General features: G+C 68.0%; 15 protein-coding genes. 3 read left to right on the top strand and 12 right to left on the bottom strand.

Going from position 1 to position 15,691, the window contains the following annotated elements:
- Positions 1-4 precede the first annotated feature (4 nt).
- The 11 genes from QT381_RS08340 to QT381_RS08290 form a co-directional block, all read right to left on the bottom strand.
- Positions 5-589: a fumarylacetoacetate hydrolase family protein gene (locus QT381_RS08340; protein WP_289248438.1), complete on the bottom strand. Its 585-nt coding sequence runs from the start codon at positions 587-589 to the stop codon at positions 5-7.
- Between the two features lie 228 nt (positions 590-817).
- Complete coding sequence (locus QT381_RS08335) at positions 818-1,870, bottom strand: D-2-hydroxyacid dehydrogenase (protein WP_289248437.1); 1,053 nt, start codon at positions 1,868-1,870, stop codon at positions 818-820.
- Positions 1,871-1,959: 89 nt separating this feature from the next.
- On the bottom strand, positions 1,960-3,114 hold the full coding sequence (locus tag QT381_RS08330; protein ID WP_289248436.1) for a substrate-binding domain-containing protein: 1,155 nt from the start codon (positions 3,112-3,114) through the stop codon (positions 1,960-1,962).
- Between the two features lie 122 nt (positions 3,115-3,236).
- Positions 3,237-4,430 carry an ABC transporter permease gene (locus tag QT381_RS08325; RefSeq protein WP_289248435.1) on the bottom strand — a complete coding sequence of 398 codons (1,194 nt, stop codon included), beginning with the start codon at positions 4,428-4,430 and terminating at the stop codon, positions 3,237-3,239.
- Positions 4,427-6,058, bottom strand: a complete 1,632-nt coding sequence (locus QT381_RS08320; protein WP_289248434.1) for a sugar ABC transporter ATP-binding protein — start codon at positions 6,056-6,058, stop codon at positions 4,427-4,429. The genes QT381_RS08325 and QT381_RS08320 overlap by 4 nt, the downstream gene beginning before the upstream one ends.
- On the bottom strand, positions 6,051-6,830 hold the full coding sequence (locus QT381_RS08315; protein WP_289248433.1) for an IclR family transcriptional regulator: 780 nt from the start codon (positions 6,828-6,830) through the stop codon (positions 6,051-6,053). The genes QT381_RS08320 and QT381_RS08315 overlap by 8 nt, the downstream gene beginning before the upstream one ends.
- Complete coding sequence (locus tag QT381_RS08310) at positions 6,827-7,771, bottom strand: SMP-30/gluconolactonase/LRE family protein (protein WP_289248432.1); 945 nt, start codon at positions 7,769-7,771, stop codon at positions 6,827-6,829. Before QT381_RS08310 ends, QT381_RS08315 begins: the two co-directional genes overlap by 4 nt.
- 94 nt (positions 7,772-7,865) lie before the next feature.
- Positions 7,866-8,720 (bottom strand): class II fructose-bisphosphate aldolase, encoded by an 855-nt coding sequence (locus QT381_RS08305; protein ID WP_289248431.1) that lies wholly within the window; start codon positions 8,718-8,720, stop codon positions 7,866-7,868.
- Positions 8,717-10,183, bottom strand: a complete 1,467-nt coding sequence (locus QT381_RS08300) for a four-carbon acid sugar kinase family protein (RefSeq protein WP_289248430.1) — start codon at positions 10,181-10,183, stop codon at positions 8,717-8,719. Before QT381_RS08300 ends, QT381_RS08305 begins: the two co-directional genes overlap by 4 nt.
- Before the next feature lie 106 nt (positions 10,184-10,289).
- The gene (locus QT381_RS08295) at positions 10,290-11,036 is read right to left on the bottom strand and encodes a FadR/GntR family transcriptional regulator (protein ID WP_289248429.1); all 747 of its coding nucleotides are present in this window, start codon (positions 11,034-11,036) and stop codon (positions 10,290-10,292) included.
- 83 nt (positions 11,037-11,119) lie between these two features.
- Complete coding sequence (locus QT381_RS08290) at positions 11,120-11,701, bottom strand: TetR/AcrR family transcriptional regulator (protein ID WP_289248428.1); 582 nt, start codon at positions 11,699-11,701, stop codon at positions 11,120-11,122.
- 70 nt (positions 11,702-11,771) lie between these two features.
- On the opposite strand from QT381_RS08290, the gene QT381_RS08285 reads away from it, so the two are divergent.
- The gene (locus QT381_RS08285; protein WP_289248427.1) at positions 11,772-12,596 is read left to right on the top strand and encodes an alpha/beta fold hydrolase; all 825 of its coding nucleotides are present in this window, start codon (positions 11,772-11,774) and stop codon (positions 12,594-12,596) included.
- A gap of 131 nt (positions 12,597-12,727) precedes the next feature.
- A complete protein-coding gene (locus QT381_RS08280) occupies positions 12,728-13,312 on the top strand; it encodes a dihydrofolate reductase family protein (protein ID WP_289248426.1) in 585 nt (194 codons plus the stop codon).
- Positions 13,313-13,434: 122 nt separating this feature from the next.
- Here QT381_RS08280 and QT381_RS08275 read toward each other — a convergent pair whose 3' ends face one another.
- The gene (locus QT381_RS08275) at positions 13,435-14,292 is read right to left on the bottom strand and encodes an SMP-30/gluconolactonase/LRE family protein (RefSeq protein ID WP_289248425.1); all 858 of its coding nucleotides are present in this window, start codon (positions 14,290-14,292) and stop codon (positions 13,435-13,437) included.
- Positions 14,293-14,487: 195 nt separating this feature from the next.
- On the opposite strand from QT381_RS08275, the gene QT381_RS08270 reads away from it, so the two are divergent.
- A complete protein-coding gene (locus QT381_RS08270) occupies positions 14,488-15,630 on the top strand; it encodes an ABC transporter substrate-binding protein (protein ID WP_289248423.1) in 1,143 nt (380 codons plus the stop codon).
- Positions 15,631-15,691: the final 61 nt, after the last annotated feature.

The raw sequence follows: 15,691 nt of genomic DNA, 5'->3' as shown, positions 1-15,691 counted from the left end.
GCGATCAGGATGCTTCGCCCGTGCGGGGCGCGACGGTGTCGTTGTGCAGCGTGCCGATTCCGCCGAGGGTGATGTCAACCCGCTGCCCGGGCAGCACCGCGACGAATGTGCCCGGGGCACCGGTCAGCACGACATCGCCGGGACCCAGTGTCAGATAGCGCGTCAGATAGACGAGTTGCTCGATCACGCCGTACGCAAGCAATCGGGTGTTCGACGCCGCGCGTTCGACGCCGTCGATCCGCACCACGATGTCGACGCTGGTCGGATCCAGGTCGGTTTCGATCCACGGACCGATCGGAGTGTAGCCATCGCCGTTCTTCACCTGGATGAGCTGGTTGTCGAGCGGGATCTGATCGACCGCCGTGACGTCATTGCCGATCGTGTACCCGAGGATGGCCTCCGGCACGTCCGCGGGACTCAACCGTCGCGCGGTGCGCCCGATCACGACGGCGAGCTCCCCTTCGATGTTCACGGTGCCGAGCGAGGAGTCGATAGGGATCACGTCGCCCGGGTCGGCGAGCGTGCGGGCCGACTTGTGGAAGGCCTGCGGAGGCAGCGCACGGTCCGCTGGTCCGCCATTGTGCGACATCCCGAGGATGATCCGAGGCGTCGCGGGGGCGAGAAACACCGCGGCGGCACCGGGAATTCGCGCTCCGACGCCCGTCGCTCCCTCCAGGGGTGCGGCGCGCGGTCCCGCGAAGAAGGGCGATTCGACCACCCGCCAAGCGCCGTCCGATTCCAGCACGGCGTGACGGGGGCCGCCGTCGGTCGCGAGTCGAGCGATTCGCACTATCGTTCCTCTCTGAAGTGCGTCTGATCAATAGAATTCGACGGTGTTCACTCGGTTGAGCAGCGGGGCGCCGTCGATGTAACGCGTCGCGTTGGCGGCGAACAGCTCGGCGATGAGCCGATCCTCCGTGTCGCTGAGGGCTGCCGTGTGCGGGCTGAGGAGCACGTTCGGCGCGTCCCACAGCGCACTCTCCGGCGACAGCGGCTCTTCGGCGACGACGTCGAGCGCGGCGAATCCGACACGTCCATCCCGAAGCGCCGAGATAAGGGCCGGTTCATCGACGACGGTGCCGCGGCCCACGTTGACGATCGTGACGCCCGGTTTCACCCGCTCGAGCACCTCCGCGCCGATCAGTCGCGCAGTGCTGTCCGTGCCCGGCAGGCTCGTGACGATCGCATCGACGTCGCCGACGACATCCGCCAGGTCGTCCGGTGAGACGATCCGATCGACGCCCGGCAGATCGATCGGGTGCCTACTGACCCCGATGACCGTCGCGCCCAGCGCTGTGAGTTTCGCGACGACGTGTGCCCCGATGCCGCCGAGACCCAGCACGAGGACGGTCTGCTCGCTCACCTGCCGCATCATCCAGCGTTCCGGCCAGCGGTGCGCCACCTGGTCCCGTCGAAGTCGATCGAGCCGCTTCGCCCCCGCGAGCACGCCGAACACCGCGAATTCGGCGAGCGGAGCGCCGTGCACTCCGTTCGAGGTCGTGAACACGATCCGGTCGAGCTGGGTCGGCGTGAGACCAGCGGCTCGCACCTGCCCGCCGCCGCCGGCCGCCATGACGTGCACCCAGCGGAGTTTCGGATTCGCGTTCACCGTGCGATGCAGCGCCCCCGGCTTGACGTCCGGGATGCCGTAGAGCACGTCGGCGCTGTCGACGAGGTCGTCGAAGGCGCGCTGCTCGGTCGGCGAACGAGTGAACCCCGGGTCCCCTTCGAAATCCGCGGGGTGCCGCATCGGCGGCAGCAGAGTCTGGTCGCAGACGAGATCGATCCGCGGCTCGGCCCGCACGATCAGATCGCAGAGCTCGGGCGAGAGCGGCGTCGCGACGACGACGCGCGGTCGACGTTCGGTCATGGTTTCCTCTCGTCGAGGTGGAGCGGGCCCTCGGGACACGAGGGGTGAGTGGCGTGCCGACCGCTCACCCCTCGTGTCCGGTCTAACGGCTACTTGACGCCCCAGACCTTCTTGTACACGTCGCGATAGCCGCTCTTGGGGTCGAAGATCGACGACCCCTCTTGCGGAACGTTCGACTTGTCGACGAGTCCCGGTGCGGCGACGAACCCGGAGTTGGATTCGCCCGATAGGGCCCGGTTGAGCTCGTCGACGATCTGCCAGGACTGCAGCAGCAGCGGCTCGGCGACGGTCACCGCCTGGTAGTCGACGTCGCGGATGCGCTGGAACTCGGCGGCGTCGCCGTCGCCGGCCGCGATCGCCTTCGGCGGGCCCGCGGGGTCCTTGCCCGCGGCGCGAAGGGCCTGTTGGGCGCCGCCGTAGTAGTTGCCGTTGATCGCGAGCAGGTAGTTGAGCTTGTCGCCATACTGCTGAAGCAGGTTGGAGATGACGCCAGGCATGCGCGAGTCGGATTCGGCGATCGGCGAATCGATCTCCTCGAGCACCGAGCAGCCGGAGCACGCACGTACGTACGCCGCCATCGCCTCGGCCTTGCGCACCGCGACGGAGTACTGACTGTCGCGGAAGATCGCGACCCCGGCCTTCCCGTCGGAATCCGCCACCGCGTACGCGGCCGCGAGCTGCGCGACCACGAGCGGGTCGGTCGAGATGTTGTCGAAGAGACCCTTCACCGCCCCGACTTCGTCGGCGGAATGCCAGCCGACGAGCGGGATTCCGGCGTCGCTGGCCTCCTTGACCGACGATGCCTGTTCGGTCGCGTCGACGCCGCCGAGCACAATCGCATCGGGATGCGAGGCGATCGCCTGGTGGATCGCGTCGGTGTGTCCCTGCACGGTGGCCTTGCCGTCGTACACGTTCATCGTCCAGCCGATGGCCTTGATCGGCTCCTTCATGCCCTCGGCCACCGTGTTGATTCCACCGTTCGTGAGATCGGCGCCCACGAACGCGATGGTCTTGCCCTTCTGCGCCGTGGGACCGGTCGAGAGCGGGGTGAATCCGTCGCTCGCGGTCAGGCTCTTCTCGACGATCTCCTTCGACGCGGCAACGATGTCGCCGCTCGGGATGATCGATGAGAAGTCGGCCGCCGGACCGCTCGACGACGACGGGTTTCCGCCACCGGCCTGTGCCACGGAGTCGCTGGCACAGCCGGACATGGTGGCGATGCCGAGCACTGCCACGCTCGCCACGAACGCAAGCTTGTGGTTCCTCATAATCCGATACTTCTTCGTATTCATGGTGCATCTCTCTCGGTTGGGCGAAGCGCCTCTGCTTCGACTCTGGCGACGCGGATGGGATCTGCCTGCTCAGATCAGTGCCGCACCGACGACACGACCTCGGGCGCGGCGTGGGCGGAGTTCGCCCGGTACGCGGATGCGACGGGGTCGCCGACCGTGGTGGCGAGCGGGTCCGGCGGGGCCGGGTCGGCATCCGTCACCGCGCCGCCGCCGGACGGGTTCTGTTCGTCGGTGGAGGTCACGACCTCGTCGGCTCGGCTCGCCCGCCTTCGCGACGCCAGCGACGCGATGGTGATCGCCGCGACGAGCGTGAGTCCGTTGAACAGCGGCTCGAGGAAGAACTGTCCGGGTATCAGCTGCTGCAGTCCCGAGATACCGATCGTGGCAATGGTGACACCGAGGATGGTGCCGAGGGCGTTCACCCGCCCCGGCTTGATCGTCGTCGACCCGAGGAACGCGGCGGTGAGCGCCGGCAGCAGGTACTCCGGACCGATGTTCGCCTGGGCGACCCCGGCCTGCCGTGCCGAGAGCAGCACCCCGGCCACCGCGGTCAGCACGCCCGACACGACCATGGCCAGAACGACGTAGCGTCGACGCGAGATGCCGGTGAGCTCGGCGGCCTTGGGGTTGGCGCCGACCGCGTAAAGGTACCGGCCGAGCGGCAGGTACTGCAGCACGATCCAGAGCAGAACGCCCAGCAGAGCGGCGACGATGAACGGGCCGGGGATCGGCCCCAGCGACCAGGTCGCGAGGGCGTCGAAGCCCACCGCCCGCACGCCGCTGCTATCCGTCACCTGACGTCCGTTGGTGACCCAGTAGGTGATCGCGTAGATCACCTGCCCGGTCGCGAGAGTGGCGATGAAAGCGTCCACCTGGGCGAGTTCGACGAGCAGCGCGTTGAACAGGCCGATGAATGCACCGCCGACGAGACACAGCAGGATCGCGAGGCGATAGTCGAGGCCGAGCAGCTGCAGCTGCAGCGCCATGACCTGCCAGAGACCGACCCCGTACCCGATCGACAGATCGATCTTGCCGGCAACCATCGGCACCGTGACCGCGAGCGCGAGGATGAGCAGTGCCGACTTGCTCGAGGCGAGCAGCTGGAAGTTGAGCAGCGTCGCGAACGATTCGGGCTTGGCGATCGAGAACACGGCGGCCAGCAGCAGGGTGAGCATCACCATGCCGTAGACCGAGAACAGCTTTCGATACCAGGGCGTGCCCTTGGGTGGTTCCAGCGCTGTCGACGTCAGCGACGTTTTCATGGTCATTGTGCGCTCCCTTCGAGCACGGATGCTGTCGAGACAGCGGTTTCGAGCGCTGGGCTAGATTCGGATGCTGGGTCGGATTCGTTCGCTGGGCCCTCGAGTTCTGCACGCCGGTCGAGGTTGGAGGCGGCGGCGACGAGGTTGGCGATCGTGAGGTCGGGTCCGCTGATCTCCGCGACGACCTTCCCCCTGCCGAACACGATCGCGCGGTGGGCAATCGTCGCCACCTCTTCCATGTCGGTCGAGACGACGACCGCGGTTGTGCCCTCCCGTGCGGCGTCACGCAGCAGGAGGTAGATGTCGCCCTTCACCCCGACGTCCACACCCATGGTCGGCTCCTCGAGCACGACGAGCGTGCGACCGACGCCGAACCACCGCGCCAGGATCACCTTCTGCTGGTTGCCACCGGAGAAGGTGTCGAGCGGCAGGTCAGGGTCGTCGGGCCGCACGCCGAACCGCCGGATGTACTCGTAGGCGGTCCGTCGTTCGGTGCTGGCCTTCGAGAACTGCCACCACTTCCGCGACCACACCTGCGGATTGAGAAACAGGTTCTCGGTCACCGAGAGACCGGCTCCAACCGACTCGGTCTCTCGATTCGACGTCGCGAAGCCGACGCCTCGTGCGACCGCATGGTGCGGACTCCGCGGCGCGAAGCGCTCGTTGGAGAGGGTCATTCGCCCGGAGTCGATCTTCGTGGCGCCGACGATGGCGCGGCCGAGCTGCTCCTGTCCTGCGCCGCGAAGTCCGCAAAGCGCCACCACCTCGCCCTCCCGAGCCGAGAGGGACACGGGTCCGATCGCGCCGATGACGACGTCGTCGAGCCGCAGCCGCTCCGTGCGGTGCGGCGGATCGAAGGCCGGGTTGACGGTGTCGTGCCCGACGATGAGCTGCACGAGCTCGCCGTGGCTGAGCCCCTCGACACGACGATTTCCGACGACGGCACCGTTGCGCATGACAATGGTGCGGGACGAGATCTCGTAGATCTCATCGAGCCGATGCGAGACGTAGATCATGCCGACGCCGGTGTTGCGCAGGGTGCGCAGCACGTCGAAGAGCCGCTCGACGTCGGCCTGCGGCAACGACGCGGTGGGCTCGTCGAGGACGAGCAGCTTCGGCTTCGACACGAGCGCCCGGGCGATCGCGAGGAGGCTGCGCTCCGTGCGCGGTAGATCGAAGATCCGCGCATCCGGGTCGATTCCGCCGCCGACGGTGGCAAGCACCTCCTCGGCCTGCCTGGTCATGCCCTTCGAGCTGATGAACCCAGCGCGCTTCGGATAGCCGAGCACCTGAGCGATGTTCTCCGATACGGTCATCCAGTCGATGAGGCCGAGGTTCTGGTGCACGATCGAGACCTGTTTGCGCACGCCGGGATCGTCGACGTTCGCCCCGGAGAGCAGGATCTCACCACTGTCCGGGCGGTACACGCCCGCGAGCATCTTGATCACGGTCGATTTGCCCGCGCCGTTCTCGCCAAGCAGCGACACGATCTCGCCCTGATCGATCGTGAGCGAGACGTCCCGCACCGCTCGCGTCGCGTAGAACGACTTGTTGAGATTGCGGATCTCGAGCAGCGGGATGGCGCCGACGGGCTGCGATCCGGCCACATCCGCGATAGCTTCACGCTCAGTCATGGGTCACCCCGCCGAGCTGGGCCGCAAGTTGTTGCAGTTCGTTGATGAGCTGAGCCCGGAGCCTGCTGGTGACCCGGTCGGAGAGCAACGTCGTGCTGACGGCAACGCTCTGCCGCAGGCCGGGCACCGCCACGCCGAAACAGGTGACGCCGATCGTGTTCTCCTGGTCGTCGACCGCGTAGCCTCGCGCACTGACGGCGTCGAGATCAGCGAGGAGCTCGTCCCGGGTGCGGAGCGAGTGATCCGTGATCTGCGGAAGCCGGGGAAGGCGGTCGAGTCGCGAACGCATCTCGGCCTCGGGGAGTGCCGCGAGCATGGACTTTCCGAGCGCGGTCACAACCGCAGGCAACCGCCTGCCGATGTCGGTCGCGAGCCGAATCGGCTGCTGCCCGTTGTGACGGGCGACGAAGAGCACGTCGACGTCATCGAGCACCGCGAGCAGCACGGTTTCGCGGCGCAGGGTGGGGAACTTCGCGACGAGGCGTCGGAACTCCGCGATGAGATCGGATGAGGCGAGAGCGGACTGGCCGAGCTCGAGCACGCGGTAGCCGAGCACCCAGCCTCTCGCGACGCGGCGCACCATGCCGGTCGCGTCGAGCGTCGTCATCAGGTTGGAAACCGAGGACTTCGCCAGGTCAAGCGCATCCGCGACCTGGGTCACGGTCACGGGCGAATGCTGCTTCGCCATGAAGTCGAGCACCCGCACCGCCCGGCCCACCGCGGGCGCGGGGGTGTTCCGGAGGGTGTCCGCCTCGATGTCGATGAGCGTCACGAGTGCACCACCTCGCGCGTCGGACGCACGCTCCAATCGGCCGCCGACCTGGTCAGCGTCGGCACGGTGTAGAGGCTCGTCGTCGCTGCGATGAACAGGTCTGTGCCGTCCGGCCCGCCGAAACAGAGGTTCCCGACCTTCTCGGGCACCGGGAACCGCCCGACCTCGTCGCCCTCCGGCGAGTAGATCCGCACGCCCGTGAGCGTCGATGTCCACACCCGGCCCTCCGTGTCGACACGGAAGCCATCGGAGACGCCCTCGTCGATCGTCACGAAGGTCCTGCCGTTCTTGCAGCGGTTGCCGACGACGTCGTAGGCGCGGATGTGGTGGTTGCCCTTGCCCCACCACGGCTCGGACAGCACCGACGTATCCGAGACGTAGAGCGTCGAGCGATCGGGCGAGAACGCGAGGCCGTTCGGCTCCTCGACATCGGTGACCACCGGGTGGAGGTCACCGGTCACCGGATCGAAGCGAAAGACGAAGTGGTCCCGGTACTCGGCATCACCCGGATGTCCCTCGGCGGCGACGGTGATTCCGTAGGGCGGATCCGTGAACCAAATCGAGCCGTCGTCGTCGATGATCACGTCGTTCGGCGAGTTCAGTCGCGCGCCGCGATAGCGGTCGACGAGAACCGTGACCACACCGTCTACGTCGCGTTCGATCGCCCGGCGACCGTGCGAGCACTGGACCGTGCTGCCGTCGCGGTCGAGCGTTCGGCCGTTCGTGAATTCCACGCCATCCCGGTAGACCGACAGCTCGCGATCGTCGATCGAGTACTCGAGGATGCGGTTGCCGGGGATGTCGCTCCAGCGCACGCTGTTGCGCTGAGGAAGGTACACCGGCCCTTCCGACCAGGTGGCACCGGTCGCGAGCTTCGTGAGCGCCGCCCCTGCCGGCAGCAGGCCGGGCAGCTCGATGAGGGAAATGACTTCGTTGTCCATCGTGACCTCCGTTGGTCCAGCTACATAGAACATGAGGGTGTGGGGCTCGGGACAAGCCGCAGTTCGAAATCTCGAACGGCGGCCGTTCGGCTCGTCATGGCGCCCGCCTCGGTCCGCCGAGGAGCGCGAGCATGTCGCTCACGAAGCCGTACGCCGCGTCATGCCAGGCTCCGAGCACCGCGAGCATGTCTTCGCCGTCGGCCCGTGCCGACGGCAGGACGTCCGTGATCCGGCCGAGGATCGCCGTTCGAAGTTCCGTATTGAAGTTCACCTTGCCGATGCCGAACGCGGCCGACCGGGCGAGGTCGGTCCGTCCGATGCCGGATGCGCCGTGCAGCACGAGCGGCACGGGCGACGCGTCCCGAATCGCGTCGAGCAGCTCCCAGTGCAGCTCGGGCACTCCGGTGTAGAGCCCGTGCGCGTTGCCCACCGCGGGTGCGAACAGCGCAGCACCGGTGTCTCTCACGAACGCGGACACCCGGCCGACGTCCGTGAAGCCGCCGACCTCCACCGCGTACGCGCGATCTTCGTCCCCGGCAAGATGTCCGAGTTCCGCCTCGACCGGAACTCCACGCTGCGCGACGAGAGCAACGACGCTGGAGACGAACGCGATGTTGTCGTCGAGCGGCAGTGCCGAGCCGTCCGCGAGCACGGAATCCGCACCGGCATCGACCGCGGCTGCGATGAGCGATGTCTCCTTCGCGTGGTCGAGCTGCACAGCGACGGGCACGGATGCGGCATCCGCGAGAACGCGAAGCGAACCGATCAGCTCTAGACCGCCCCGGCTCGCCGCCGAACGCGGGGCGACCAGCAGGATGATGCCCAAGCCCGCATCCTCGGCGGCATGAATTGCTCCGAGCGCGCTGGTGGTGTCGTAGGCGGTGAGCGCGGGAGCAGCAGACCGAGCGTCCAGCGCATCCGCGGCGATCTCGGCGACATTCGACCTCATTGCCGCACCCTCTCGTCCGCGCGTCGCTCGATGTCACTCGCTTCGGCAATCACCGGCGGCGCGGTCGCCGCCTCGAGCATGTCGATGACGCTCCGCAGGGATTCGTCGCCGCCGACGTTGCCCGGAAAGACCACGTACGGCATGCCCTCGACGAGTCCGGACTCGGCTCTCCACAGCGAGACCATGCCGGGCAGCAACGGCCCGACGATCGTGGCACGGGTGATGTCCAGGCCCTCCGTGGCGATGTCGCTCGACGTGATGCCACCCTTGGCGAGCACGTACGACGGCGTCACCTGGGCGAGCACAGCGCGCACGATGTGCACGAGAGCGGCCGACACGGTGCGGGCGATCTCGAGGCTGCCCTCGGGGGTCGGTCCCGAGAGCAGTGCGCGACTGGTGTGCAGCACGACAGCACCCGAACGCAGCGCTCGCACCACGTCGGCGGCGAGATCGCTCACGATCGACAGGGCGCGGTCAGGTTCGGAGGTCGCGGTCAGGGCGGTGACGTCGAGTTCGACGAAGCTCGGCGGCGTCGGCATCTCCCGCACCGCCCGAAGCTGGCGTGAGCTGACCCCGACGTGCGAGCCGACGACCACGAGTCCGTGCGCTGTGGTCACGTCGGGGAACCGTCTGCGCCAGGCCCTGCCGTCCGCCGCGTCGATAGGCGGCTGGATCTGCTGCCCGACGCGGGCCCGAACGAGCGGCGGGCCGACCCGGTAGAGGTAGCGCGTCCCCTCCCCTTCGACGACGTTCAGCGCGGCCGCGAGCACCAGCAGATCGTTCTCCTCGGCGGCATCGACGGCCACGATGCCGGACGCTGTCGCGCGCAGTTCGTCGACGGTGCGCTGCACTCCCGTCCGCAGAGTCCGCAACGTCACGGCATGAACCGAGCGCGCCGAGACCGCGCCGTGAGTCTTCTCTTCCACGTAGTCCCGCAGGTCGGAGGCGGAGAAGCCGAACGTGCGGTCTCGTGCGAACTCCGAGTCGCCGACCGGCACGAGCCCCTGGTCCGTGCGGGCGTAGTGGATGCTGTCGACCGTGATCCGCCCCGCCTCCGGGAACGCCGGAATCAGGAGCGTCGCATCCGGAGCCGGTTCTCCGGCGGCCCGGATCTCATCGACGATCGCGTCGGTCTCGAGCGGGAAGTGGCCCCGCAGGGTCGAATCGCCTCGGCTGACGAATCGCACATCGACGCCACGCTCGCGCGCGACCTCGATGACCTGGCGCACGACGGCGCGGACGCGACTGACTGCCCGGTCCGGGTCGAGGCTCCTCGTGTTCGTGAGTACGTAGAACGCCGCCGGACGCTGGTCGAGCGCCCAACGGATGTCGTCCGACGTCCACCGGGTGAGGACGGGCAGGTTCGCCACCGACTGTGTCCCGGTCGGATCGTCGTCGAGCACGACCAGGGTCATCCGCAGCGCTGTGAAGCCCGCCGCGACGACGGGTGCGTCGACCTGCACGGACTCCGCCGCACCCTCCAGCGGATTAGATCGGTACGACAATGGACCCTCCGACGCGTCATCGACATCTGATGTCTGGCATCGTATTGACCGCCTGAGAGCACCGTCAAGCGGGCGGGGCCGCGCGTTCGAAATCTCGACCGTCGGCAGAACCGATCCCGAGCACGTGCCGTTTGAGGTCGTGCATCGTCTGATCCATGTGCGACTTCATCATCGCTTGGGCGCCCGTCGCGTCGCCGCGCTCGATCGCGTCGCAGACCCCGACGTGGAACTCGATTGCGTGTTCGCGGATCACCGCAACCTCTGACGTTTGGTGGCGTCCGGAGTAGAGAAGTTTGCCGAGCGAACGCAGCACCACCGGCAGGAAGACGTTGTCGGTCGCTGCGAGCACCACGTCGTGGAAATCGATGTCGTGGCGGACGAACGCATCGACGTCTCCGCTGGCGTGCGAGGCCCGCATCTCACCGATCAGCTCGCGCATCCGAGCCACATCCGTGCGGGAGCGCCGAACGGCGGCGAGCTCGGCGGCGTTGACCTCGATGACGGCACGCAGCTCGATGAGCTGCTCGGAGGCGGACCGATACCCCATCCCCGCGACGGCCACCCGCATGACGGTCTCGATGTCCGTCCAATCGCGCGGCTCCGCGAGAAACGTGCCGACGCCACGCCGCACCTCGATGACACCGCGCCCGCGAAGTACCTTGATCGCCTCGCGCACGGTCATCCGACTCACGTCCGCCTGTTCGGCGAGCTCCGTCTCGGTCGGAATCGCCCCGCCAGGGGATATCGTGCCGTCGACGATCTTGCTGATCACCAGGTCGACCACGTTGTCGACGAGTGATGTACGCGCCATGTGCATTCACCTCGGACGTCTTACTTCGGTCGCGTCAGCCTATGGTTCGGACACGGCGACGGCAAGCAGTGCTCGCGCGGCGATCAGGCCGCGGCCGTGCGCAGGAGCGGGGAGAGCAGCTCGGCGATCGAGGTCGCCGTCGGCTCCGGGCCCAGGCCGCAGTCGATGCGCAGGATGTACCAGGTGCGCGCGTCGCACACCGCGACGACCTGGGCCAGCCGGCGTTCGGCGCGCGCCGCATCCGTGTCGTGCTCCAGGTGCTCCTCGAACGCGCGCCGGCACCAGTCGACGTGGTACGCGCGGCCGCGGGCCACGATCTCCGGGAGCCCCTCGACCTGACCGGCCACCGCGTACGTCCTCAGGATCAGCGCGCCATACCGCTCGTAGTGCTCGGACAGAGCCGCCACGACCTCGGCCGGGGTCGCGTTCGCGGCCGCGGCCGACTCGCGGGCGGCGACGATTCGGCCGAGCTCGCGCGTCACGACGGCGACCAGGAGCTCGGGCTTGCTGCCGAATCGCCGGATCACCGTCTGCACCGTCACCTCGGCATCCGTGGCGATGTCCTCGAGTCGGATCCGGTCGTACGGCAGCTGCGCGAATCGCTGCAGCATCGCGTCGGCGATGCGGTCGGCGGTGCGCGCCGCGGCATCCGCGCGAGTCGTCATCCTGTACGGCCGGGTATTCATGTGATAGAGATTAACCCCAAATAGTCCCCCACGACGAACGGACCCCACCATGACGACCGCCACCTCCGACGAGCGGGCCGAGCGCGTTCCGACGCGCCTCGGCGCGCTCCACGTCCGCACCATCGGCAGCGGGCCGACCACCGTGCTCTGGCCGTCGATGTTCGTCGACAGCAGCACGTGGAACGCGATCCTGCCGCTGCTCGGCACGGCGCGGCGGTTCGTGCTCGTGGACGGCCCCGGTCTCGGCCTCAGCGAACCGCTGCTGCGGCGCAGCAGCATCGAGGAGGCAGCGGATGCGGCGACCGACCTGCTCGCGGCGCTCGACGTGTCGGGTCCGGTCGACTGGGTCGGCAACGCGTTCGGCGGTCACGTGGGCTACCAGCTCGCGGCGCGCGACGGCATCCTTCGATCGCTCGTCTCGATCAGCGCACCCGCGGCGCCGATCGGGACCGCGCTGCGCGCCCGGATCAGGGCCCTGCTGCCGGTGCTGCGGGTCGCCGGTCCGGTCGGCCCGGTGCGCGACGCCGTCATCGGCGCGATGCTCACCGAGGCCTCCGCGAACGACGACGCGATCCGCCGGGTGGTCGTCGAGAGCCTCGCACGCCCGAGCCGGCGAAGCCTGACGCACGCGCTGCGCTCGTTCATCCTCGACCGGCGCGACGTCACCGACGATCTCGCCGCGATCGGCGTGCCCTGCCTCTACATCGCCTCGGACGACCGCGGGGACTGGAGCACCGAGGAGGCGATCGACGCGGCGTCCCGCACTCCCGACGCGGTCGCGGTGACCGTGCCGAGGGCGCGCACGCTCATCCCGCTGGAGCAGCCCGCCCTCGTCGCCGAGCACATCACCGCGTTCTGGGCGGGGCTCGGCTGACGCACGTCCGGGCGGGGCCCCGCGGATGCCGACGCCAGCGACATCCTGAAATCTCGCGCGGATCGCTGGGCCGTTCGCCGCCGTGCGCGTAGACCTGAACCGTCCAACCTCACCGACGCAAGGGAGCGATCATGAGCACGGTCGTCATGCACAACGTGGTATCCGTCGACGGATTCATCGCCGACGACAACGACGACATCGGCCCGCTGTTCGACTGGTACTTCAACGGCGACACCGCCCTGACCGACGACGGCAGCTTCCGGATGTCGCGGCAGTCGGCCGAGTACGTGCGGTCGACCTGGGAGAGCATCGGCGCCATGGTCATCGGTCGCCGGCTGTTCGACCTGATGAACGGATGGGATGGGACCCCGCCCGTCGGCGAGCACGTCGTCGTGGTGTCCCACCGCCCGAAGCCGGCGGGCTGGCATCCGGAAGCCTCCTACCCGTTCGTGGACGGCGTCGTCGAGGCCGTCGCCCTGGCCCGCGAGCTCGCCGGAGACCGCAGCGTCTCCCTCGCCGCCGGCGAGGCCGGCGGGCAGGCGCTGGCCGCGGGGCTCGTCGACGAGGTCGCCATGGACGTGGTTCCCGTCGTGTTCGGCACGGGGCGGCGCTACTTCGGCTCGACGAGCGGCTTCCACCTGCTGGACGATCCGCACGTCGTCATCCAGGGCGACCGCGTGCTCCACCTGCGGTACCGCGTGCGGCGCACGGGGTGAGAGCGGCGGCCGATGCGCTCGGCGGGACGACCAGCGGCATCGGGCCGACCCGATGCCGAGGCACGACGACCGCGCGCAAGTTCTCGACCCGTGGAGCGTGGAGACCGGAAATTCGGACGCTCTCAGCCCGCGAACTCGCGCACGCGCAGACCTCGAACCTGCGGCCACGCGGTGAAGAGCGCACCGGATGCCGGCTCGAGCGGCTCATCGAGCGACTTGCGCGTGGTGGTGATGACGAGCTGGTCACGATTCGGCCCCGAGAATGCGATTGCCGTTGGCCCGCGCACCGGAAGCGCGATGACCTCGGTGAGCGCGCCGTCGGCAGAGTACCGGCGAACGGCACCCGTGCCGAACATGGCGACCCACACGCCACCCTCCTCATCAACGGCGATCCCGTCGGGTAAGCCGTCCGAGTCCTCGAACCGGACGAACGGGCGACGTTCGCGCAGTCCAGTCGCCTCGTCCCAGTCGAAACGGTCGATTCTGCCGACTGCCGTGTCAACGTAGTACGCGGTCGTGTCGTCGGGGCTCCAATCCAGACCGTTCGAGATGCCGACCGAGTCGAGTACGACATCGATCGACCAGTCCGGAGCCAGGCGGAACAGCTTCGCCGCGCCGGGATCGTGCCGGTACGACACGGAGCCCGCGTAGAAGGCTCCCGCGGGATCACAACCACCCTCGTTCATGCGGACGCTCGTGTCGGTCCACAGTTCGGGAAGGGCGCGGGTGGGCGCGTCAAGTTCGTCAGTGTCGGCGACGACGATCCTCCGCTCGTCGGCGATGACGTGGCCCCCTCCCCGTCGCGGACGGATCACGGCGGCGACGGAGCCCACGTGGTGTCGTGAGATCGTGCCGTCGAGCGCCAGTTCCAGCACGTCTCCCGCGATCATGTCGACCCAGCGGAGTCCCGGCCAGCGATCGCAGTAGACCGGTCCCTCGCCGTGGAAGGTCACAGCGTCGGTTAGTTGCTCGGCTCTCATGTCGTCCCTTCGACCCGGACCTGCGCGTGGACGGACGCTACCGCGGGTCGCCCTCTCGTTGGGCCGGGTTGCAGTTGAATCCAGATGGCGCTTGCACGACGGCTCGATTAGTCATATTATATGACTGATCGGACAAGGACGTTCGATTCGGCCGGTCTCCGCGCCACCGCCAACGACGACGGAAGTAAGAAGGCAATGAACATCACCACGAGAACGCCGGAACACAGCTCCGGCTCCCCCGCCCGCGGCATTGGGCGCGGCACACGTCAAGCACTCGCGACCCTCGCCCTCACCACGGCGTTGCTCACCGCTGCGGGATGCACCGCCGACGCGAGCGGCGACCAGGACGCACCGGTCACCATGAACGTCTTGAGCTTCTCGGGGCACCTCAACGACGTCAATCAGGAGGCGGCCGCGGGCTTCGAGAAGAAGTACAACGTCACGATCAACTGGATCCAGGGCGATCCCGCCAACAACGTCGCGAAGGTGCTCAGCGGCAAGTCGCATCAGACCTACGACATCGCCTTCGCCGACTTCAAGACGCAGTACGTCGCCAGCGGCCAGGGGGCGTGGGAGAAGCTCGATCCCTCGATCGTCACCAACCTCACCGCGATCGACCCCGTCGGGATCACTCCGAGCGGCGACGGGCTGGGCTACGGCACCTACCCCGTCGGGATCTACTACAACATCGACAAGTTCGCCGACGAGGGATGGCCAGCACCGACGAGCTACCAGGACCTGATCGATCCGAGGTATTGCAACGTCACCGGCCTGTCCGAGATCAACGAACTCAATGGCGTCTTCGCGATCCTCGGTCTCGGGTCGACCGCGACCAACCCGGGCGACACAGACTTGGACGGGCTGTTCCAGCACGGCCTGACGAAGCTCACGTCGGCGAAAGCGTGCTTCCCGAACTTCGAGAGCAACTCCGCCGGGATGGACCAGAAAGCGGAGACGGATCAGTACTACATCGGGATCGCCGGACTGAATCGCACCCTGCCGCTCCAGGACAAGGGCAAGAACCTCGGATTCGTCGTCCCGAAGGAGGGCGCCTTCTACACGACGAGCACGATGAGTATCGCCGTCAACGCGCCGCACCCCAAGCTCGCTCAAGAGCTAGTCAACTGGTTCGCCTCCGCCGATGCCCAGAAGATCCAGATGACTGACGCCTACTACGTGCCGACCAACACGTCGGTGACGATTCCCGTCGACCTGGAGAAGCGCGGTGTGGTCGGCGGCGGCGCTCTCGCAACACTGGTCCGTCCCTTCGACCTCACCGAAGCGCAGAAGTTGCAGCCGACGTGGGTCGATCAGTGGAACGCCGCCTTCTCATCCTGAGCCACCTCATCGTGCGTCACGGGGGCGGGCGGCGTCGGTCCGTCCCCGTCCCGACTCTGAC

It is taken from the genome of Galbitalea sp. SE-J8 (assembly GCF_030345695.1).
In the GTDB taxonomy this organism is placed as follows: Bacteria; Actinomycetota; Actinomycetes; order Actinomycetales; family Microbacteriaceae; genus JAUASV01.
This window is presented reverse-complemented; position numbering and strand designations above follow the sequence as displayed.